The following is a 20,150-nucleotide window of genomic DNA, read 5'->3' on the forward strand; positions in this document are numbered from 1 at the left end:
CCAAATCAAAAACAAACGCCAAGCAAAAAAGCCCCCATACGGGGGCTTTTTGCGCTTCTGATCCATCCTCAATCTCGGTAGTGAGCGCGTCCGAAACGTTCCGGTTGACGTCTCGCGTTCTCAGTCGATCTACGCGGTTCAAAAAGGACGCGACGATCCGTTGCGCAAGGTCAGCGGTTTGGGCTTTATCCCCTCGATCAAACGGACGACCAGGGAAAATAGCGGACGCAGACCGTCAGCGCCAGCGCGCCCTCTCAACCGGGAATCAAAGCTTCAGGACCATTCATTCCGTGCTTTTCAACTCGGTTAATCGGGCAAGTGCGGCATGATCCAGGGGTTTGGCGACAGATACAACCCGTCCCGACTGCGCCAGCGCTTCGGGCATGTTCTCGGGCATATGACCCGAGACGACGGCGATAACCGTATCCGGGCTGTGCCGCAGGGCTTCACCGGCCATCCGCCATCCGGCTATATCATTGCCGAGATGCAGATCGGTCAGGACGTAATCGAAAGGAGAGGCGTCGCGCAGCAGATTCTCTGCTTCTTCGGCGCTTTTTGCCTCGATCAATTCAGCATCCCCCAGCAAACGACGGGCATGGGCCAGGTCCTGCATATTATCCTCTATAAGCAGAATGCGGCCGGCAGGCTTCATAACCTCGGAGCAATCCGTGGACTGCCATAACGGGATCAGCAACCGCACCGTGGTTCCATGCCCGTGCTGCGAGTGGATTTTGATGTCGCCACCGGACTGACGGATAAAACCAAAGATCATGGCCAGACCCAGCCCGGTTCCGGTGCCATCCGGACGCGCCGAGTAAAACGGCTCCATCGCCCTGGCCAAAACCTCGGCCGGCATGCCGCGGCCGTCATCCTGCACTTCGATCGACACCATATCCGAACCGGAAGGCACGACCCGAACCCATATATTCCCTTCTCCTTCGATTGCTTGGGAAGCATTCAGGCACAGGTTCAAAAGCGTGCTTTCCATCTGGCCCGGGTCGAGCCGGACAGCGAACTGTTCCGATGCCGGAAAAATATGGAGCGATATCCGATCGTCCAGCGCCAGAGCGATCAGGTCCTCAATACCGGTGACGAGTTCGTTGAGGTTCATGATCTCCGGGTCGAGCCTCTGGCGGCGGGCAAAGGCCAGCAGCCGCTGGGTAAGGCTGGTGCCCAGATCCAGCGCATTGGCAAGGGTGTGATGCAAATGAGCCGCCCGCTCCGGCGTCGCGTTTTCCAGCAGATGCAGGTTGGTCGAGACCGTCGACAGGATATTGCCGAAATCATGCGCCACTTCACCGGCGATCCTGCCCAAGCCCTCGATTCGACGGACGCTTTGCAGATGTTCTTCCAACTGACGGCGCTCGGACACGTCGGACAGAAGGGCAACCGCCCCGCCCGTACTCAGCGGGCTCTGGCGCAGTTCGACCACAGTGCCGGAGGGGTGATGCAGGTCAGCGAAACCCTCTGACCGGTCCCACCGCGTCCAGTTACCCGCCTCAAGCAGCTGCGCCAAGGATGTTCTGGTGCGGACGGTTGTTGCTCTCAGGGACAGAAGTTTCGGCAACCGGTTGTTATGCGCGATGATTTTTTCATCGTTGGACAGAATCGCCAGCCCGTCCGACATGTCGTTATACAGATTTTCGAATAACGCGTTTTTCTGCGCTAGCTGCCGGTTCGACCTGTCCAGCCGCAACGTATTGGCGCGAAAGGCCCGAAAAGCGTGAAACAACTTGCCAATCTCGTACCCGGCATGTTCACCACGCGGAAGCCTGATCGAGCGATCCCCGACCGCCAGCCGCATCATGGCATCGGAAATGGCCCGCAGATTCGCGGTAACGTGACCCGAGACGAAGGCTGCCGCCATGACGGCCATTAAAATCGACAGGACGACGGCGATCACGATTATGCCGCTGGCGAAGGCGATGGCCGAAATGGTTCGCTCACGTTCGGTGATTATATTGGCCTGCGCTGTCGCTGTAATCTCGGCTGCATGATTGTTGATAACTTCGGTGCTGTGCCGAATGCGGTTCATGGCTGCCTCGGCGCGAATGCGCCGGCCTATTTCCGCCCGGCGCAATTCAAACAGGCCGTCCCTGCCCGACGCGATCTCCTGCAATTTCAACAGTTGAGATTGTATCAGCGGCTTTTCGTCTTCCTCGAGCTCGACGATCAGCGCACGATAGTTCCGATGAAACTCACCGATACCGATCAGATTTTCCGAGCGGCCCGCGCCCAAAAGCACCGCGGAAATACGCTGCATTGTCAGCCATTGCTCACGCTGACCCAAAGGTTTTTGCTTCTCGCGGGCCAGCGCCGCGAAACGCCGCTCTTCTATCGCAAGCACGGCATTCAGCCGCAAGATGCGGTCGGTCAGCTCGATACGGTGCAGAGATAGCGTGGTCAGTTCGTCGATACTGCCGCCCATCTCGGTCAGCAGCTTGTCAAACAACGCGTTCTGGCCGTCCAGATGACGTCTTATATCCGCAAGCAGGGTTTTTGAGATGCCTGCCTCCACCTGCAGGCGAAACGGGCTTTCTATTGTCAGCAGAAAGGGCGCACGGGCAGCCACAGCCGTAGCCTTTCGCGAAAGGGTTAGCGCATCATCGACTCTGGCAAGGCTTTGGTCATGCAGACGGTCAAGTCGCGTGGAAGTCTGCCGGAGCGTCGCCCAGCTTGCGCCGCCGACAACCAGCGTGGCAAGTGCCAGTGCCGCCAATGCCAGCCACAGCCGCAACCGCACTGAAACGTGGGATCCAAGCCGGTTCGGGACCCGCAACGCTGTCATGATGTCTCAACGAAGATATAGCCTTGTCCGCGCCGGGTCTGCAAATGGACGGGCTTGGAGGGCACCTGCTCGATCTTGCGCCGCAACCGCAGGATCAGCACGTCTATGGTGCGGTCCATGTAAAACGACAGGTCGTTTCCTAGTTCCGCCATCAATTCGGCACGCGGTATCACCCGGTCTGGATGGTGTAGGAAATATTCCAGCAACCGGTATTCGGCGTTGGTCAGAGAAATTTCGGTCCCATCCGGACCGATCAGTTCGCGCCGGTTCAGATTCAGCTTGAACCTGCCAAAATGTTTACTCTGTCTGGCGCTGCGGTCCGGCGTTGCCAACGCGGGGTGACCCGAGCGGCGCAATATGGCGCGCAGCCGGGCCAGAAGCTCGCGCGGGTTAAAGGGTTTCATGATGAAATCATCGGCGCTCGATTCCAAGCCGATGATCCTGTCGGTTTCGTCGCCTTGCCCGGTCAGCATGACAATCGGTATGCGATGATGCTCACGGATACGGATAGACAGCGCAAGGCCGCTTTCCCCGTTGAGACGCAGATCGACCAAAGCAAGGTCAATCGGATGTTTTTCAGCAAGGGTGAAAAATTCGACGCTGCCTTGTGCCGTCAGAGAAGAAAAACCATTCGCTTCAAGCAGAGTTGCCAGAGAACCGCGAAGATTCGGGTCGTCGTCGACGATTACGATCACGGGCCGAGTCACTTCTGCAGACGGCATGCGAGCACTCCCATAAGTAAGATCTACGAGGGACGAAACATACTTCCACCTAACGATCCAATTATGAAGTAGAATAAGGTGTAAATTATTAGAGCATGCGGCAGAAAATGTAACAATGTTAACAGAAATATTTATCTTCAGTAATGTTGTTAACAGGCAATTTCTGGCGTGCTTGGCTGGCGGGTGCCACCCTGTTGGCAACCCTTGGATGTTAAATGGTGGCAGGTGGCGTCCGGGGATTTAAGGGAGGATTACATGAAAACAGCAATGTCAGCCAGCATGGTCGCATTTGGCGTAGCGCTCAGTGCATCGACAGGTCTCGCCGAAGAGTTGAACGTGGTCTGCTCGAACGAGCAGGCATGGTGTGACCTCATGGCCCAGAATTTCGAGATCGAAACGGGTATCGATGTCGCCATAGTGCGCAAAAGCACCGGCGAGGTCCTGGCGCAGCTTCGCGCTGAAAAAGGGAATCCGAAGGTCGATGTCTGGTGGGGCGGTACGGGCGATCCGCATATCATCGCTGCCAATGAGGGACTGACCACCGCAAGTGGTGTCGATCTGTCCGGCACTGTGGGTTGGGCACAGAATATGGCCGAGATGACCAAAGGCCGGACAGTCGGGGTCCATGTCGGGTTGCTGGGAATGATCTATAATACGGAGCTTCTTGCCGAGAAGGGCCTAACAGCCCCCGCCTGCTGGCGCGATCTTGCCAAGCCCGAATACAAGGGAGAAATCCAGGTTGCCAACCCCAATTCTTCGGGAACCGCCTATACCGAGTTGGCGACATTGGTTCAGCTTTTCGGAGAAGAGGAAGGCTTTCAGCTGCTTGCGGATATCGGCCGTAATGTGAACCAGTACACCAAGTCCGGTTCTGCTCCCAGCAAGGCGACCGCACGTGGCGAGACGACCATCGGCATAGGCTTTATTCATGACATGGTCAGCCTGAAGAAAGCCGGCTTCCCGGTTACCATTGTTTCTCCTTGCGAGGGAACCGGATACGAACTTGGCGCCGTAAGCATCGTCGATGGTGCGAATAACCTCGAAGCGGCGAAGAGGTGGGTTGAATACGTCATATCTGCCGAAGCGCAAGACGCAGCGCTTCAAGTCGGCATTTATACCATCCCGTCTAACCCCAATGCTAAAACGGATCCTGATGCACCGGATATGAATTCGGTCAAGCTGATTGATTATGACTTCATGACTTATGGCGCTACCAAAACGCGCACGCGCCTGTTGGATCGCTGGACCGCCGAAGTCAAGAACGCCGGCGGAGCAATCGAAGAGTAATCTCAGCGTCCCGGACCATCGGTGCGGGACTTTCAGCAACAGGAAATCACGACAATGACGCGCACCGCAGCCATATGGCTTTTCGTGGGGCTGGCAGGCTATGTCTTCTTACCCTGGTATATGACACCCCACGGTTTCTGGAGTTTCGGATGGGTGATCGATCCGCAAGGTGGCGGAGAATCGGGGCTGTATCATCTGCTCTCCGGCCGGTTTTGGCTGGTAGGCCCGCTGCTGGGAATTCTGGCCGGGTTTGCCGTACTTGGCATAATTAAACCGCCGATCGCCAGGTCGCGCGGCTTCATCATAACCGCAACCGCCGGACTGGCCCTGATGATCGCGCAGGGGCTGCTGATCAAAAATGCAGGGCGGGCAGCGGCGGAAGTCAGCCTCTGGCAACCCGGCATGGGTGCGGGGGCCTTCGTGGTTGCCCTATCACTGCTATTCGTTCTGACATCGGGGATCTCCGGCCTTGGAAAGGGCAGAGGCGACGCGTTCATCACCAGCCTGATCGGCCTGATCGTGGCACTGGTCGCAGTTTTCGTCTTTTACCCGATGAGCTTCATCCTCGTGCAGGCCTTTGCGCTGAAAGGCGGGCAGGGTTACGGTATTTCAGAGTTCTTGCCGCGCTTCTTCGACGATACGGTATGGTCACTGGCCTGCCTCATGGGCTCGGGATATTGCGGGGCGGCGGTGAATTCCCTCGTGCTTGGCCTGTCGACCGCATTGGGAACGACCGTCATGGGGCTGGCCTTCGCGCTGGTCTTTACCCGTACAGCATTCCCGGCAAAGCCGTTTCTGCGCATCCTCAGCATCCTGCCGATCATCACACCGCCTTTCGTGATCGGACTTGTCCTGATCCTGCTATTCGGGCGCTCCGGCACCATCACCGTGTATCTCTCCGATTTTCTCGGTACCGAGAAAACCCGCTGGCTTTACGGGTTCTGGGGGGTATGGCTTGCGCAGATGCTGTCCTTCACCCCGATCGCGTTTCTGGTTCTGATCGGCGTCGTCGAGGGCGTCAGTCCCTCGATCGAGGAAGCCAGCCAGACATTGGACGCGACCGCCTGGCAGACATTTCACCGGGTTTCACTGCCGCTGATGCGCCCGGGGCTGGCGAATGCCTTCCTGCTGGGCTTTATCGAAAGCGTCGCCGACTTCGGCAATCCGCTGGTCCTCGGCGGCAATTTCAACGTGCTTTCAACCGAGATTTATTACGCCATCGTCGGCACGGTCGCCGATCCGGCCAAGGCGGGGATCCTGTCGATTACGCTTCTCAGCATGACTCTTGTCGCATTTCTGGCACAGCGGAAATGGCTGGGCAAAAAGAACTATGCGACGGTTACAGGAAAGGCCGATAACGGCCAGAACGCCGCGCTGAACCCCGGCATGAAATGGGCCTGCTATGCGTTGGCCCTGCCATGGGCGGCCTTTACGCTGGTGTTGTACGGCCTGATCCTGCTTGGCAGCTTTGTCAAGCTGTGGGGCTATGACCACACGCTGACACTGGAGCATTACACGCGCGCTTTCGGTATGGTGTTCCGCAACGGCGTGCACTTCGTCGGCTCGGCATGGGACAGCTATTTCACGACGCTGACCATTGCCGCGATTTCCGCCCCGTTAACTGCGTTGGTCGGGCTACTGACCGCCTATTTGCTGGTGCGCCAGAAATTCGCGGGTAAGGATGCTTTCGAATTCTCGACAATGCTGTCATTCGCCATTCCCGGAACGGTGATCGGCGTGGCCTATGTTATGGCCTTCAACTTCCCACCCATTGAACTGACCGGAACGGCGATCATCCTGATCCTGGTATTCGTGTTCCGCAACATGCCGGTGGGATTGCGGGGGGGCATCGCGGCGATGAGCCAGCTCGACAAGAGCCTCGATGAGGCCTCGATCATGCTGGGCGCAAACAGCGCAACGACCCTGCGCCGTGTGATCCTGCCGCTTCTTGGCCCGGCGATCCTTGCCGCGATCACCTATAGCTTCGTGCGGGCGATTACTTCAGTCTCGGCCGTCATCTTCCTGGTTTCGGCGCGTCACAACATGGCGACGGCCTTTATCGTCGGTCGTGTCGAGAACAACGAATACGGCATCGCCATTGCGTATTCGGCGGTCCTCATCGTCACGATGCTGGTTGCCATCCTGTTACTGCAAGCGCTGATCGGTCGCCGCACGCTGCGTCGTACCGATCGTGTCCAGACCGCATGATTTCGAGGGAAACGAAATGACCAAAGGTTCAGTCAAATTTGAGAATGTCACCAAAAGCTATGGCGAATTCGTTGCGCTGAAACCGCTCAGTATCGACATCGCACCTGGGACTCTCTGCACGCTACTTGGCCCTTCGGGTTGCGGCAAGACGACCACGCTGCGCCTGATCGCGGGGCTGGAAAGCGCGACTGCGGGCAGGATTTTGATCGGCGGACAGGATGTGACGCATCTGTCGGCAACCTACCGGCCCGTGTCGATGGTGTTCCAGTCCTACGCACTGTTTCCGCACATGACGGTGCTGGAAAACGTCGCCTATGGACTAAGTGTCAAGCGCGTCCCGAAAGCAGAGGCGAAGGATCGCGCGGAAACCGGACTGGAACTGGTCGGGCTTTCCGGGTTCGGATCCCGCCTTCCCTCCGAACTTTCGGGGGGGCAACAGCAACGCGTGGCCGTGGCCCGTGCGATCGTTCTGGAGCCGGAGGTTTTGCTTCTGGACGAGCCGCTGTCCAATCTGGATGCCAAGCTGCGCCGGCATGTCCGTGAGGAAATCCGCCAGATTCAGCAACGCCTGGAACTGACCGCGGTCTATGTGACCCATGATCAGGAAGAGGCGATGGCGGTATCCGACCGGATCATCGTGATGAAAAACGCGGAGATCGCGCAGGAAGGCACGCCACACGACCTGTATGAGCGCCCGGCTTCGGCCTTTATCGCCGATTTCATCGGCGACGCCAATTTGCTGGATACCGAGGTCATCGCTACAGGCGACGAGACCCGGATACGCCTGCTGGGTCAGGAACTGACATTGCCTCTGACGGCGAAGCATACAGGTGCGGCAAAGCTGGTACTGAGGCCGCATCAGGTGCGGATCGGAAGCGAAACCCTCCCCGGAAGCCTTCCGGCTGAGGTGACCTATGCCGCCTATCTCGGCAACCAGATCCAATATACGCTCAAAAGCGAAGCCGGCGAGATCTTTGCCGTGGCGCCGCCTGTCGCGCAGCCCTTTCGGCAAGGCGACAATGTTCATTTCAGCTGGGCGGACAACGCACCCCGTATCGTCATGACATAGTGCAGCGCGACGGGTGGATCATTGGCTGAGGAGGGGCAGCATTTCTGCCGGTTCTGCGCATTGCGACGTCTGGTGCGGAACGGGCGCACAGCTGCCGCGCGCAACAGGTCTTGCATGAAGCCTGTCGCGCGTGTTCCCGCAACCAAATGACACAACGATAAACGTCAAGCAAAAAGCCTCCGGAACGGGGCTCCGAAGATTGAAACGGCCGATGACCAAGGCGTTCAGGCCGGAAAGGTCGCGCGTCGCCATGTTTGCTCCTCGGACGGGCGTAAGGATTCAGCTGAATTCCAGGCCCATTCGGGTAAGGTCGTCCCAGAGGCTTTCGGCAAAGCCGCGCAGCACGATGATCTCGAAGGCGTCCGAGCTGACACGGGTAATGTGGGCGGCGATGTGACCGATCAGCGTCACGGCGGATTGGCCGACGGGGAAAGCGGACGAGTCGAGGTCGAGCGCCGTGCCTTTCGAAAGCGCGCGCTGCGCCATCTTCCCCTCGATCCGGATGCGGACCCGGCCGTGACTCTGATCGACCCCGCTGGCGCGTGGTTCGAGAGCGGCAAAGAGGCCCTTCATTTCCTGATTCGGCATGGCCGCGTCGCGAACGATGAACCACTGATCGGGCGAAACGGGACGCAAGGCGTGCGGATCCGAGCCGTTGAGACTGGCGAGAAGATGGGCGACGTCCTGCTCCCCCGGCCGAGCGAGAACGTGGATAATGGTGCCTTCCGGCAGGGTCGAAAGCCCGAACGTGGCGGAAGCGACCGGCTGCTTGCTGCCGAGGGCCGGGCGAAGCGTTGGACGGAATTCAGACATGGAGCCTCTCGTTCTGAGGGTCGAAGAAAACCGGGTGGCACAGACGCGCAGGCGTGGATTCTCCGTGAAGGCCACTCCATACCAGCACCTCTTCGCCGTGGCGGCTCTGCCCGTTGTGGACGAGTGCCAGAGCAATGGTCGATCCGACATGCGGGGAGTAGGCGCTCGACGTTACATAGCCCTCGTCGTTCTCGAGCGTGGCTTCCGCTCCCTTGGCGAGAATATGCGAACCGCTGCGGAAAGAGTGCTTCGGATCGATCGGCACGACGCCCACGAGTTGCGGCCTGCCGGACGCGGCCAGCCCCTCGCGCTGGAGCATCGCCTTGCCGATGAAATCCAGCTTGGTGGCCGACACCATTTTACCGAAGCCCAGATCGGCCGGAACGACCGTGCCGTTGATCTCGTTGTGCGTCACATGGCCCTTTTCGATGCGCAGGACGCTAAGCGTCTCGACGCCATAGGGCATGATACCGTGGTCCTTCCCCGCGTCCAGGAGCGCGTCGGCAACGCTTTCGCCGTAGCCGGCCGGCACCGCTATCTCGTAGGCGAGCTCACCGGAGAATGAAATTCGAAACAGGCAGCCGTGAAGGGCGCCGCCGAACAGCGAGACCTCCTTCGCTGCGAGAAACGGGAAGGCTGCGTCGGATATGTCGTCGTCGACGATCTTCTGCAGGATCATGCGCGCCTTTGGTCCGGCAACAGCCATCTGCGCCCATTGGTCGGTGACGGAGGCGAGGCGGACGTCGAGTTCGGGCCAGAGGACCTGCGCGCAGAACTCGAGATGGTTCATGACGCCGGCCGCATAGGCGGTGGTCGTCGTCATGAAAAAGCGATTCTCGGCGAGGCGACTCGTCGTGCCGTCGTCGTAAATGAAGCCGTCTTCGCGCAGCATGAGCCCGTAGCGGGCCTTTCCGACCGGCAGTTTGAGGAAGGCGTTGCAATATACGCGGTTGAGGAATTCGGCGGCGTCGCTTCCGGATAACTCGATCTTGCCGAGCATCGAGACGTCGCAAAGTCCGGCATTCTTGCGAACGTTCAGCACTTCTCGCTCGACGCTCTCCCGCCAGCTCCGTTCACCGCTTTTCGGAAACCAGGCGGAGCGATACCAGAGACCCGTCTCGACGAAGACGGCGCCGTGCTTTTTCGCCCAGTCATGGAGGGGGGACTTGCGGACCGGCTGGAAATGATGTCCCGCATGTGCGCCGGTCAGCGCACCGAAGGACACCGGCGTATAGAAAGGGCGGAACGTCGTCGTCCCGACCTCGGCAGGCGAGACGCCGCGTGCTTTGGCGATCAGTCCGATTGCATTCACGTTGGAAAGCTTGCCCTGGTCCGTCGCCATGCCGGTGGTGGTGTATCGTTTGGCAAGCTCGACATGTCCATAGCCTTCGCGGACGGCCAGCCCGATATCCTTGAGATGAACGTCGTTCTGGAAATCGATGAAGGCTTTGTCCTTGACGCCAGGGATCGACCACAGTGGATTTGAAGAATATGCAGCGTCGTCTCCCTCGACCTTCGGAAGGTCCATCGGCGGGCACCGCAGGCCGACGCCCTCGAGGGCAGCCTGAGCTTGGGCAATGCCTTCTCCGAGGCAGGCCGCGAGCCCCGAAGTCGCTGCTGCGCCGCCGGCAACCTCGAGGCCGTTCAAGCTCCCAGGTGCGAGAAAGGCGGTTTTTTCCGCCGACCAGACGGGCCTGCCGCCCCGGTGGCAGGCAAGATGGATGATCGGGTCGAAACCACCCGCCATTGCGAGCGCATCGACCGCGATCGACTCCGTCCGATCGCCGCGATGGACCTCGATCGCAGAGATTGCCTTGCGGCCCGTTACGCCGCAAACGACAGCTTCCCGGATCAGGCGCGCTTTGCCGCGATAGTCCACGCCTGCGGCCGGGCGGCTGTCGACTATGGCAGCAACGTCGACGCCCGCCGCCTCTAGATCGCGTGCAAGGGTATAGCCGCTGTCGTTGGTGGTGAAGATCGCGGTCGCCCGGCCCGGAGCGACTCCGTATCGATTGAGGTAGGCGCGCATCGCACTTGCCATCATAACGCCCGGACGATCGTTGCCGCCGAAGACGAGCGGGCGTTCTTCCGCGCCGCTCGCAAGCAGGGCCTTTTTGGTGGCGATGCGCCATAGCCGCTCGACCGGCAGGGAGGGCACCGGCTCCCGCACATGTTTCTGTACCCGTTCGACGGCCCCGAAAACATTGCCGTCGTACCAACCGAAGGCGGTGGTGCGCATCATGAACCGGACATTCGGCATCGAGCGCAATTCATCGCTTGTGTCACGGGCGAATTGAGCGGCCGCTTTGCCGTCGATCATCGCCGTCTCGAACAGCAGCGACCCGCCGGGGAGCGAGCCCTCATCCAGGAGAATGACCCGGGCACCGGCGCGGCCGGCGGTAAGCGCCGCGGCAAGTCCCGTCGGGCCGGCGCCGATGACGAGCAGGTCGCAATGCGCCCAGCTCTTCTCATAGGCGTCGGGGTCTGCCTCGTAGCTTGCCTTGCCGAGGCCGGCCGCCTTGCGGATGATCGGCTCGTAGAGCTTCTCCCAGAGCGGCGCCGGCCACATGAAAGTCTTGTAGTAGAAGCCGGCGCCGAGAAAGGGCGACAGGATACCGTTCAATGCACCCAGGTCGAAATCGAGCGAGGGCCAGCGGTTCTGGCTCTGTGCCTCGAGACCCTCGTAGAGCTCCTGCATCGTCGCGCGCGTATTCGGCTCGGTCCGGCCGCCATGGCCAATGGTGACGAGTGCGTTCGGTTCGGCGGCTCCCGCGGTCAAAATTCCACGAGGCCGGTGATATTTGAAGCTGCGGCCGACGAGCATCCGTCCGTTGGCGAGCAGCGCCGAGGCGAGCGTGTCGCCCTGAAGGCCCTGCATCGGCTTTCCGTCGAAGGTAAAGGAGACGGGTGTGTCTCGGCTGACAAGACCAAGGTTCGGAAGGCGATAGGAGCTCATTTGCGTCGCTCCGATCGAGAGCCGTCGGTCGCATCGCGACACGCGGCGACCTCATGTGTCAGGGTATCCCGCATGACAACGAGCCAGCGCCGGCACCCGGAAGTGTGGTGCCAGTATTCCTCATAGGCGCCACGCGGATTGTCGCGCAGGTAAACGTAGTCGAACCAATTTTCGGAATCCGCGTCGGCTCCGGGACGCGAGAGGGCGGCACCCTTGATCGTGAATTCTTCTTTGGGTCTTCGCCCGCAATTCGGGCAGGGCACGAGACTTGCCATTTCGAAATTTTCCTTGGTCCGCGAAATCAGTGAAGGTTCGGCTGAGCGCCTTGGCCTTTTTCATCAAGGAGGTAGCCTCGCTCGAAACGGTCGAGACGAAACGCTGCGGCTGTCTTTTGCGGCGCGCCTCGGGCGAGGAGATGTGCGAAGCAGAATCCTGAGGCAGGGGTCGCCTTGAACCCGCCATAGCACCAGCCGGCATTCAGATAGAGATTGTCGATCGGCGTGCGGTCGATGATCGGCGAGCCGTCCATGCTCATATCCATGATACCGCCCCAGGAGCGCAGCACCCGCACCCGCGACAATGCCGGAATCATGGCCTTTCCGGCCTCCGCCACATGCTCGACGGTCGCCAGGTTGCCGCGCTGAGCGTAGGAATTATAGCCGTCGAGATCGCCGCCAAAGACGAGGCCGCCCTTGTCCGATTGTGAAACGTAGAAATGTCCGGCTCCGAAAGTGACCACCCCGTCAATGAACGGTTTCAGCCCCTCCGACACGAAGGCCTGAAGCACGTGACTCTCGATCGGCAGGCGCAATCCCGCCAGTTCGGCGACCTTCGAGGAATTTCCGGCCGCCGCCAGGGCGAGCTTTCCGCAGCCGATGAAGCCGCGGCTGGTCTCGACGCCGGTGACTCGCCCGTCTTCTCGCCTGATCCCGGTCACTTCGCAATTCTGGATGATATCGACCCCGCGGCTGTCGGCGCCGCGGGCATATCCCCAGGCGACGGCGTCGTGGCGCACGGTACCGCCGCGGCGCTGCAGGAGCCCGCCCTGGATGGGGAAGCGGGCATTGTCGAAATCGAGAAAGGGCAGCATCCGGCGTACGGCCGCCCGATCGAGGAGTTCTGCGTCTACCCCGTGAAGCCGCATCGCATTGCCGCGGCGCGTGTAGGCATCGCGCTGAGCGTCCGAATGATAGAGATTGAGAACGCCGCGCTGCGAGACCATCGCATTGAAATTAAAATCCTGCTCCAGCCCCTCCCATAGCTGCATGGAGAGCTCGTAAAATGGATTGTTCCCGGGGAGCAGGTAGTTCGAGCGAATGATCGTCGTGTTGCGGCCGACATTGCCCGAACCGACATAATTCTTTTCCAGCACCGCGACATTGGTGACGCCGAATTCCTTGGCAAGGTAATAGGCAGTCGCGAGGCCATGGCCACCGCCGCCGACGATGATCACGTCGTAATGTGGCTTCGGGTCTGGCTGGCGCCATGCCGGCGTCCAGTTCCGGTTGCCGCGCAGGCCATTGAGGAGGATGGAAAGGGCAGAGTAGCGCATGGATGCCGCCTCATGAGAAATCCGTGGCGGCAAGGTAACATCTGATTCATTCAGCGAGTTGCAAGCTCGGGTCCTTCTCCTGTAGGAATCGGACATGACGACATCTTCCGACAGCAGGAACGTCCAGCGGGTCGGCTTTCTGCTGGTGCGCAATTTTGCACTGATGAGCTACGCAGCGGCGACGGAGCCGCTGCGTGCGGCCAACCTTCTGGCCGCTCGCCCGCTCTATCAGGTCTTTCCGCTTGCACAGGGGGGAGGGACCGTCACTTCGTCGTCCGGCGTTTCAATCGATTGCGCCGATCTGGAGAGCGATGGAGAAACCTGCCACACCCTCTTCGTCTGCGCGGGCGGCGAGCCCACCGACTGGGCGGACACGTCCGCCGCGCATACGGCGCTCCGGCGCCTGTCGCGCCTGGGGATTAGGATCGGGGGCATATCCAGCGGGGCGTTCGTGCTCGCCGCCGCGGGTCTTCTCGACAACAACGACTTCACCATTCATTGGGAACACGCGCCCGCGCTTAAGGAAGCATTTCCCCATCTCAATCCCCGACATGCGCGTTTCGTGCTCGATGGCGCGATTGCCACGTGCGGCGGCGGTGTTGCGCCGCTCGACATGATGCATGCGATGATCGCCGAGCGGCTGGGAACCGATTTCGCCCGCCGGGTCAGCGACTGGTATCTGCACGCGGCCGTGGCTGAGCCGACCGCGCCGCAACGCGGTTCGGTCGCGGAGCGGTTCGGTACCAATCATCCTGCCCTGCTTGCCGTGCTCGAGAAGATGGAAACGGCGATCGAACGGCCACTTGGCCGAACCGCCATGGCGCGGTTGGCCGGGGTGAGCCCGAGGCATCTTGACCGGCTGTTCAAGGAGCATCGCGGAGCCGGGTTTCTCGACACTTACCGGGAGATCCGGCTCCGCCACGCCCGAAGGCTCCTGCAGCAAAGCCCGCTCTCCATCGCGGAGATCGCCTATGCCACCGGCTTTTCCAGCCCCGCACATTTTTCGAACGCGTTCAAAGACCTGTTTTCCGAGACGCCCGGCAGCTTGCGCCGCCGCAGAGGAGCCTGATCTCCTGTATTGCCTATGAAGAAAAAAATATTCTCCTGAGTTGATCGACCTGCGACCTCGTGGTACCACTGAGCATGTATGAATGGAGGGACTGCGAGAATGTGCGGCATTGTTGGTTTGTTCTTGAAAGACAGCAGGCTCGAGCCGCAGCTGGGTCAGCTTCTTTCTGACATGTTGATCACCATGACGGACCGGGGGCCGGATTCGGCCGGGCTCGCCATTTACGGCTCGGCCACCGACGGGAAAGCGAAGGTGACGATCCAGTCGGCAAAGCCCGATATCGATTTCTCGGATCTTGAACGCGATCTTGCCGAAGCAGGTCTGCCGGCACGCGTCGCCGTCAAAAGCACCCATGCCGTCGTGGCGGTTGCGGGGGCCAGACTTGCGGATGTGCGTGCCGTTCTCGCCGCCATTCGCCCTGACGTGCGCATCATGGGTGCTGGCGACAGCGTTGAAATTTATAAGGAAGTCGGCCTGCCGAAGGATGTCGTCGCCCGCTTCGACGTCCGCTCGATGAGCGGTTCGCACGGCATCGGCCACACCCGTATGGCTACGGAATCGGCCGTGACGACACTTGGTGCTCACCCGTTCTCGACCGGATCGGACCAGTGCCTTGTGCATAACGGATCGTTGTCGAACCACAACAATCTGCGCCGGGAATTGATCCGTGAAGGAATTGCCTTCGAGACGCAGAACGACACCGAGGTCGCTGCCGCCTATCTCACGGCAGAAATGGCCAAGGGCAAGGACCTCGGGCAGGCCCTGACCGGTGCACTCGACGACCTCGATGGCTTCTTTACCTTCGTCGTCGGCACCAAGTCGGGCTTCGGCGTCGTGCGGGACCCGATCGCCTGCAAGCCGGCGGTCATGGCTGAAACGGACCGCTATGTCGCATTCGGCTCCGAATACCGGGCACTCGTCAACCTGCCGGACATCGAGAGCGCGCGCATCTGGGAGCCGGAGCCTGCGACCGTCTACTTCTGGGATCATCAGAAGGCCGCCTGACGGGTGTTCCGCCCCTTTCCGAGGATTATTCAAACATGCCAGTGATCGATCTCGCCACCACGCCGCTGCGTGAACTCAACAGCGCCCTCCATAATATTCAGAAGGGCTCAAACGACCTGTCCTACGAAGTCGCCAATCCTCGCGGCAGTCATGCCGTTGCCGTCGGGGTAAGCGGCCCCGTACTGGTCGATGTGAACGGCTCCGTCGGCTACTACTGCGCCGGCATGAACGACGGCGGAACGATCACGGTCCATGGCTCGGCAGGCCCTGGTGTCGCGGAAAACATGATGTCCGGCAAGGTCGTCATCGAAGGCGACGCCAGCCAGTATGCCGGCGCGACAGGCCGCGGTGGCCTGCTCGTGATAAAGGGCAACGCGGCGTCGCGCTGCGGCATTTCCATGAAAGGCATCGATATCGTCGTTCACGGGAATATCGGCCATATGTCGGCTTTCATGGGTCAGTCGGGCCATCTCGTCGTGCTCGGCGACGCGGGCGATGCACTGGGCGACAGCCTCTACGAAGCCAAGCTCTTCGTGCGCGGCACCGTCAAAAGCCTGGGCGCCGATTGCATCGAGAAGGAGATGCGGCCGGAGCACCTGCAAAAGCTCGCCGAGCTTCTGGAAAAGGCCGGCGTCAAGGATGTCCGCCCGGAAGAGTTCAAGCGCTACGGCTCGGCCCGCAAGCTCTACAATTTCAACATCGACAACGCAGACGCGTATTAAAGGCAAGGGACCAGTATGAGCTATCACAACCCCTACACCCCGCCGCGCAAGTCCGCGACCTTCGACGACTATACCCTTGCGGAAATCCGCCGTGCGGCGGCGACCGGCATCTATGACATCAGAGGCGCCGGCACCAAGCGCAAGGTTCCCCACTTCGACGATCTTCTCTTTCTCGGCGCATCGATCTCGCGCTATCCGCTCGAAGGCTACCGCGAGAAATGCGACACCTCTGTCGTGTTGGGGACGCGTTTCGCCAAGAAGCCGATCCATCTGAAGATTCCGGTCAGCATCGCCGGCATGAGCTTCGGCGCGCTTTCCGGCCCGGCCAAGGAAGCGCTCGGCCGGGGTGCGACGGCTTCGGGAACGTCGACCACCACCGGCGATGGCGGCATGACGGATGAGGAGCGCGGTCATTCCCAGACGCTTGTGTATCAATATCTGCCGTCACGCTACGGAATGAACCCGACGGACCTGCGCCGGGCGGATGCGATCGAGGTGGTGGTCGGTCAGGGCGCCAAACCCGGTGGCGGCGGCATGCTGCTCGGCCAGAAGATCTCCGACCGGGTCGCCAATATGCGCAATCTGCCGAAGGGCATAGATCAGCGCTCGGCCTGCCGTCATCCCGACTGGACCGGGCCGGACGATCTCGAGATCAAGATTCTCGAACTGCGCGAGATTACCGACTGGGAAAAGCCCATCTACGTCAAGGTTGGCGGTGCGCGGCCCTATTACGACACGGCGCTTGCGGTGAAAGCCGGTGCGGATGTCGTCGTGCTCGACGGCATGCAGGGCGGAACGGCGGCGACCCAGGACGTCTTCATCGAGAACGTCGGCATGCCGACGCTCGCCTGCATTCGGCCTGCGGTCCAGGCGTTGCAGGACCTCGGCATGCACCGCAAGGTTCAGCTCGTCATATCCGGCGGCATCCGCTCCGGCGCTGACGTCGCCAAGGCGCTGGCGCTTGGGGCAGACGCGGTGGCCATCGGTACAGCGGCTTTGGTCGCCATCGGCGACAACGACCCGCATTGGGAAGAGGAATACCAGAAGCTCGGGACCACTGCCGGTGCCTATGACGACTGGCACGAGGGCAAAGATCCTGCCGGGATCACCACTCAGGATCCCGAATTGATGAAGCGGCTCGACCCGATCGCCGCGGGCCGGCGGCTCGCCAATTATCTGAAGGTGATGACGCTCGAAGCTCAGACCATCGCCCGTGCCTGCGGCAAGAATCATCTGCACAATCTCGAGCCCGAGGACCTTTGTGCCCTGACGATGGAGGCCGCAGCGATGGCGCAGGTGCCGCTGGCGGGTACGAGTTGGTACCCCGGCAAGGGTGCCTTCTGAATGAAGAGTGGCAGGTCGCACTTGAGAGGGTGCGGCCTGTTTTCGCATTTGAGTGTCGGAATCCAAAAGGGGAACAACGTGACACTGGATCTCTTCACCTTCGCCCGTGACAAGGGCGTCAAATATTTCATGATCAGCTACACCGATCTCTTCGGCGGGCAACGCGCCAAGCTCGTCCCGACGGAGGCCATTGGTGAGATGCAGAAGGGCGGCGCGGGCTTTGCCGGCTTCGCAACCTGGTTCGATCTTACGCCTGCCCATCCGGATCTCTTCGCTCTCCCGGACCCGTCGTCGGTCATTCAGCTCCCCTGGAAAAAGGATGTCGCCTGGGTCGCCGCCGATTGCGTCATGGATGAGGCGCCGGTGGAACAGGCTCCGCGCGTGGTGCTTAAGAAGCTGATCGCCGAAGCCGCTGAGGAGGGGCTTCGCGTTAAAACCGGCGTCGAGCCGGAATTTTTCCTGATCTCGCCGGATGGTTCGAAGATTTCCGACACGTTCGATACGGCCGAAAAGCCCTGTTACGACCAGCAGGCGATCATGCGTCGGTACGACGTGATCGCCGAGATCTGCGATTATATGCTCGAACTCGGTTGGAAGCCCTATCAGAACGACCATGAAGACGCGAACGGCCAGTTCGAGATGAACTGGGAGTATGACGACGCGCTCCGTACGGCCGACAAGCACTCGTTCTTCAAGTTCATGGTGAAATCGGTCGCCGAGAAGCACGGCTTGCGTGCGACCTTCATGCCGAAGCCGTTCAAAGGTCTGACGGGCAACGGCTGCCATTGCCATATATCGGTCTGGGATCTGGAAGGCGAGGTGAATGCCTTTGCCGACAAGAGAGCCGAGTTCGGACTTTCCGCCGAGGGGCGCTATTTTCTCGGCGGCATCATGAAGCATGCAAGCGCCCTCGCCGCCGTCACCAATCCGACGGTCAATTCCTACAAGCGCATCAACGCCCCGCGCACGGTTTCCGGTGCGACCTGGGCACCAAATTCGGTGACCTGGACCGGCAACAACCGCACCCATATGGTTCGCGTCCCCGGTCCCGGCCGTTTCGAGCTGCGCCTGCCGGACGGTGCCGTCAATCCCTATCTCCTGCAGGCGATCATCATCGCTGCCGGCCTTTCGGGCGTTCGCTCCAAGGCTGATCCCGGCCGCCACTACGACATCGACATGTACAGGGACGGGCATCAGGTGACCGATGCGCCGAAGCTTCCGCTCAACCTGCTCGACGCCCTGCGGGAGTACAAGAGGGACGAAGAACTGCAGGAAGCGCTTGGACGGGAGTTCTCAGCCGCCTATCTGAAGCTCAAGCAAGGCGAGTGGAATGCCTATTGCTCGCAGTTCACGGATTGGGAGCACCAGACCACGCTGGACGTGTAGGGCGCGTGCAGGAAAAGCGTGCCGGCTGGAGCCCTTCGGCCTGCACGTCTACTGCATGTTTCCTTTAATCGGATCCGATTGAAGGACAAAAACATGCAGCAGATCAAAGTGCTACAGCGACCTTTGTGCGTCTTATAAGACGCACGGCGCTGTAGTTTCAGCTTTTTCGGGCCATGACTGTGCGGACGCGCGCACGGCGATAGGCATCGGGGATCGACAGTGCCCAGACGAACAGTCCGCCTGCATGCCGCCCGATGAAGGAGCGGTCCGGAGGCGCGGTCATGTAAGTGACGACGGAAAAGAATACGACGAAAAAGGCAAAGGCCAAGCCGCGGGTCGCATCGCGTATGGCGACATGGCCGGCACCAGGCAGCACTGTCGCCAGCATCAGCACCAGAAAGGGATTGATAGGCTTGGCCATGGTGATCCTCCTCAACCGGCCGGAGCACGATGCTTCAGGTCGGATCGGCCTGAAACAGAAACCGCTGCGCATTTTTTCTGAAGTCCCTCCGACCCGGAACGGCTTCATCATCCGCCAGGAAGCCGCTCAGTACCTCCGCTTCGGCGATTGTCCGCCGTATGATCTCAGGCGCAATCGCGGTGACGGAAAAGCGCGCCTGCCGCAGGAGCAGATGCGCCGCGCGTTGTCCTTCGTCCGCCTGGCGGACGAGCCGCACGCCGCGCGGAGTGATAGCCGCTTCCTTGAGCGTCCGATCGGAAAACAGGCTCGCAAACATGGCCGCGGTCCGTTCGACCTGCCGGTCGGAGGCGTTGCCGTCGCCGCGCATCAGGAGGGCGGTATCGCCGGGCGGCGGCATGAGCAGACGCGGCATTTCATGGACGATCGAGTAGAACTCGGCGCCGGTCGGCCGCGCCAGCGCCCCGATCCTGGGTCTGGCACGGAGAATGGTTTCGAACAGGGTCAGCTTCAGCCACAATTGCGGCAATCGGCGGCAGACCATGGTGTCGACGATGAGTTCAGCGCGTATCTGCCGTCCGTCGGCCAGGCTGCCGGCGAGGATCGGAAAATGGTCTGCGCTGAAGGTGATGCGAGCGTCCCTGAGGAGCCGTGCCGCGTCGTCGAGGAGACCCCGGCGTTCGGCCATGGCCGCCCGGTGGTCGCGGACGGCGCGCACGCTCATCCATATGCCTGATGCTATTGCGAAGGCAGAGAAAGCAATTGTGGTGATCATGCAATCGCCCTGCTTTTGACGCGGGAAGCGCTCCGG

16 protein-coding genes are annotated in these 20,150 nt (G+C 60.6%); 8 read left to right on the plus strand and 8 right to left on the minus strand.

Going from position 1 to position 20,150, the window contains the following annotated elements; all coding sequences use genetic code 11:
• Positions 1–283 precede the first annotated feature (283 nt).
• Positions 284–2,788 (minus strand): ATP-binding protein, encoded by a 2,505-nt coding sequence (locus FB009_RS29990; protein ID WP_012067484.1) that lies wholly within the window; start codon positions 2,786–2,788, stop codon positions 284–286.
• Positions 2,785–3,510, minus strand: coding sequence for a response regulator (locus FB009_RS29995; RefSeq protein WP_012067485.1), 726 nt, complete (start codon positions 3,508–3,510; stop codon positions 2,785–2,787). Before FB009_RS29995 ends, FB009_RS29990 begins: the two co-directional genes overlap by 4 nt.
• A gap of 255 nt (positions 3,511–3,765) precedes the next feature.
• On the opposite strand from FB009_RS29995, the gene FB009_RS30000 reads away from it, so the two are divergent.
• Genes FB009_RS30000 through FB009_RS30010 form a run of 3 tightly spaced genes read left to right on the plus strand, consistent with a single transcriptional unit; the run spans position 3,766 to position 8,074 of the window.
• The gene (locus FB009_RS30000) at positions 3,766–4,797 is read left to right on the plus strand and encodes an ABC transporter substrate-binding protein (RefSeq protein WP_012067486.1); all 1,032 of its coding nucleotides are present in this window, start codon (positions 3,766–3,768) and stop codon (positions 4,795–4,797) included.
• Positions 4,798–4,851: 54 nt separating this feature from the next.
• The gene (locus FB009_RS30005; RefSeq protein ID WP_102045249.1) at positions 4,852–7,005 is read left to right on the plus strand and encodes an ABC transporter permease; all 2,154 of its coding nucleotides are present in this window, start codon (positions 4,852–4,854) and stop codon (positions 7,003–7,005) included.
• Between the two features lie 16 nt (positions 7,006–7,021).
• Positions 7,022–8,074, plus strand: a complete 1,053-nt coding sequence (locus FB009_RS30010; RefSeq protein ID WP_012067487.1) for an ABC transporter ATP-binding protein — start codon at positions 7,022–7,024, stop codon at positions 8,072–8,074.
• 279 nt (positions 8,075–8,353) lie between these two features.
• Here FB009_RS30010 and FB009_RS30020 read toward each other — a convergent pair whose 3' ends face one another.
• From FB009_RS30020 to FB009_RS30035, 4 genes are read right to left on the minus strand one after another with little or no spacing between them, the layout of a single operon-like run.
• Positions 8,354–8,887: a sarcosine oxidase subunit gamma family protein gene (locus tag FB009_RS30020; protein WP_028054322.1), complete on the minus strand. Its 534-nt coding sequence runs from the start codon at positions 8,885–8,887 to the stop codon at positions 8,354–8,356.
• Positions 8,880–11,843: a sarcosine oxidase subunit alpha gene (locus FB009_RS30025; RefSeq protein ID WP_012067490.1), complete on the minus strand. Its 2,964-nt coding sequence runs from the start codon at positions 11,841–11,843 to the stop codon at positions 8,880–8,882. The genes FB009_RS30020 and FB009_RS30025 overlap by 8 nt, the downstream gene beginning before the upstream one ends.
• The gene (locus FB009_RS30030; protein WP_012067491.1) at positions 11,840–12,118 is read right to left on the minus strand and encodes a sarcosine oxidase subunit delta family protein; all 279 of its coding nucleotides are present in this window, start codon (positions 12,116–12,118) and stop codon (positions 11,840–11,842) included. The genes FB009_RS30025 and FB009_RS30030 overlap by 4 nt, the downstream gene beginning before the upstream one ends.
• A gap of 26 nt (positions 12,119–12,144) precedes the next feature.
• A complete protein-coding gene (locus FB009_RS30035; protein WP_012067492.1) occupies positions 12,145–13,395 on the minus strand; it encodes a sarcosine oxidase subunit beta in 1,251 nt (416 codons plus the stop codon).
• 94 nt (positions 13,396–13,489) lie between these two features.
• Here FB009_RS30035 and FB009_RS30040 point away from each other — a divergent pair, with 94 nt between their 5' ends.
• The 5 genes from FB009_RS30040 to glnT all read left to right on the plus strand — a co-directional run bounded on the left by FB009_RS30040 (position 13,490) and on the right by glnT (position 18,921).
• Complete coding sequence (locus FB009_RS30040) at positions 13,490–14,464, plus strand: GlxA family transcriptional regulator (RefSeq protein WP_012067493.1); 975 nt, start codon at positions 13,490–13,492, stop codon at positions 14,462–14,464.
• A 99-nt stretch (positions 14,465–14,563) separates the two neighbouring features.
• A complete protein-coding gene (locus tag FB009_RS30045; protein WP_012067494.1) occupies positions 14,564–15,469 on the plus strand; it encodes a class II glutamine amidotransferase in 906 nt (301 codons plus the stop codon).
• Positions 15,470–15,504: 35 nt separating this feature from the next.
• Positions 15,505–16,191, plus strand: a complete 687-nt coding sequence (locus FB009_RS30050; RefSeq protein ID WP_012067495.1) for a GltB/FmdC/FwdC-like GXGXG domain-containing protein — start codon at positions 15,505–15,507, stop codon at positions 16,189–16,191.
• A gap of 15 nt (positions 16,192–16,206) precedes the next feature.
• Positions 16,207–17,535, plus strand: coding sequence for an FMN-binding glutamate synthase family protein (locus FB009_RS30055; protein ID WP_012067496.1), 1,329 nt, complete (start codon positions 16,207–16,209; stop codon positions 17,533–17,535).
• Between the two features lie 78 nt (positions 17,536–17,613).
• A complete protein-coding gene (gene glnT / locus FB009_RS30060) occupies positions 17,614–18,921 on the plus strand; it encodes a type III glutamate--ammonia ligase (RefSeq protein WP_024312383.1) in 1,308 nt (435 codons plus the stop codon).
• 157 nt (positions 18,922–19,078) lie between these two features.
• Here the strand turns inward: glnT and FB009_RS30065 are convergent, their stop codons facing one another.
• Together FB009_RS30065 and FB009_RS30070 are read right to left on the minus strand one after the other, a co-directional pair.
• Positions 19,079–19,342: a hypothetical protein gene (locus FB009_RS30065; RefSeq protein ID WP_012067498.1), complete on the minus strand. Its 264-nt coding sequence runs from the start codon at positions 19,340–19,342 to the stop codon at positions 19,079–19,081.
• Positions 19,343–19,376: 34 nt separating this feature from the next.
• Positions 19,377–20,114, minus strand: coding sequence for a hypothetical protein (locus FB009_RS30070; protein ID WP_012067499.1), 738 nt, complete (start codon positions 20,112–20,114; stop codon positions 19,377–19,379).
• Positions 20,115–20,150 lie beyond the last annotated feature (36 nt).

Origin of the sequence: Sinorhizobium medicae (assembly GCF_007827695.1) — a bacterium.
GTDB lineage: Bacteria > Pseudomonadota > Alphaproteobacteria > Rhizobiales > Rhizobiaceae > Sinorhizobium > Sinorhizobium medicae.

What these genes read in the sequence shown, in the direction of transcription:
- FB009_RS30070 (WP_012067499.1), bottom strand. Translation starts at nt 20,114, where the DNA reads ATGATCACCACAATTGCTTTCTCTGCCTTCGCAATAGCATCAGGCATA.
- FB009_RS29995 (WP_012067485.1), bottom strand. Translation starts at nt 3,510, where the DNA reads ATGCCGTCTGCAGAAGTGACTCGGCCCGTGATCGTAATCGTCGACGAC.
- FB009_RS30010 (WP_012067487.1), top strand. Translation starts at nt 7,022, where the DNA reads ATGACCAAAGGTTCAGTCAAATTTGAGAATGTCACCAAAAGCTATGGC.
- FB009_RS29990 (WP_012067484.1), bottom strand. Translation starts at nt 2,788, where the DNA reads ATGACAGCGTTGCGGGTCCCGAACCGGCTTGGATCCCACGTTTCAGTG.
- FB009_RS30000 (WP_012067486.1), top strand. Translation starts at nt 3,766, where the DNA reads ATGAAAACAGCAATGTCAGCCAGCATGGTCGCATTTGGCGTAGCGCTC.
- FB009_RS30025 (WP_012067490.1), bottom strand. Translation starts at nt 11,843, where the DNA reads ATGAGCTCCTATCGCCTTCCGAACCTTGGTCTTGTCAGCCGAGACACA.
- FB009_RS30055 (WP_012067496.1), top strand. Translation starts at nt 16,207, where the DNA reads ATGAGCTATCACAACCCCTACACCCCGCCGCGCAAGTCCGCGACCTTC.
- FB009_RS30030 (WP_012067491.1), bottom strand. Translation starts at nt 12,118, where the DNA reads ATGGCAAGTCTCGTGCCCTGCCCGAATTGCGGGCGAAGACCCAAAGAA.
- FB009_RS30005 (WP_102045249.1), top strand. Translation starts at nt 4,852, where the DNA reads ATGACGCGCACCGCAGCCATATGGCTTTTCGTGGGGCTGGCAGGCTAT.
- FB009_RS30035 (WP_012067492.1), bottom strand. Translation starts at nt 13,395, where the DNA reads ATGCGCTACTCTGCCCTTTCCATCCTCCTCAATGGCCTGCGCGGCAAC.
- FB009_RS30050 (WP_012067495.1), top strand. Translation starts at nt 15,505, where the DNA reads ATGCCAGTGATCGATCTCGCCACCACGCCGCTGCGTGAACTCAACAGC.
- FB009_RS30020 (WP_028054322.1), bottom strand. Translation starts at nt 8,887, where the DNA reads ATGTCTGAATTCCGTCCAACGCTTCGCCCGGCCCTCGGCAGCAAGCAG.
- FB009_RS30065 (WP_012067498.1), bottom strand. Translation starts at nt 19,342, where the DNA reads ATGGCCAAGCCTATCAATCCCTTTCTGGTGCTGATGCTGGCGACAGTG.
- FB009_RS30045 (WP_012067494.1), top strand. Translation starts at nt 14,564, where the DNA reads ATGTGCGGCATTGTTGGTTTGTTCTTGAAAGACAGCAGGCTCGAGCCG.
- FB009_RS30040 (WP_012067493.1), top strand. Translation starts at nt 13,490, where the DNA reads ATGACGACATCTTCCGACAGCAGGAACGTCCAGCGGGTCGGCTTTCTG.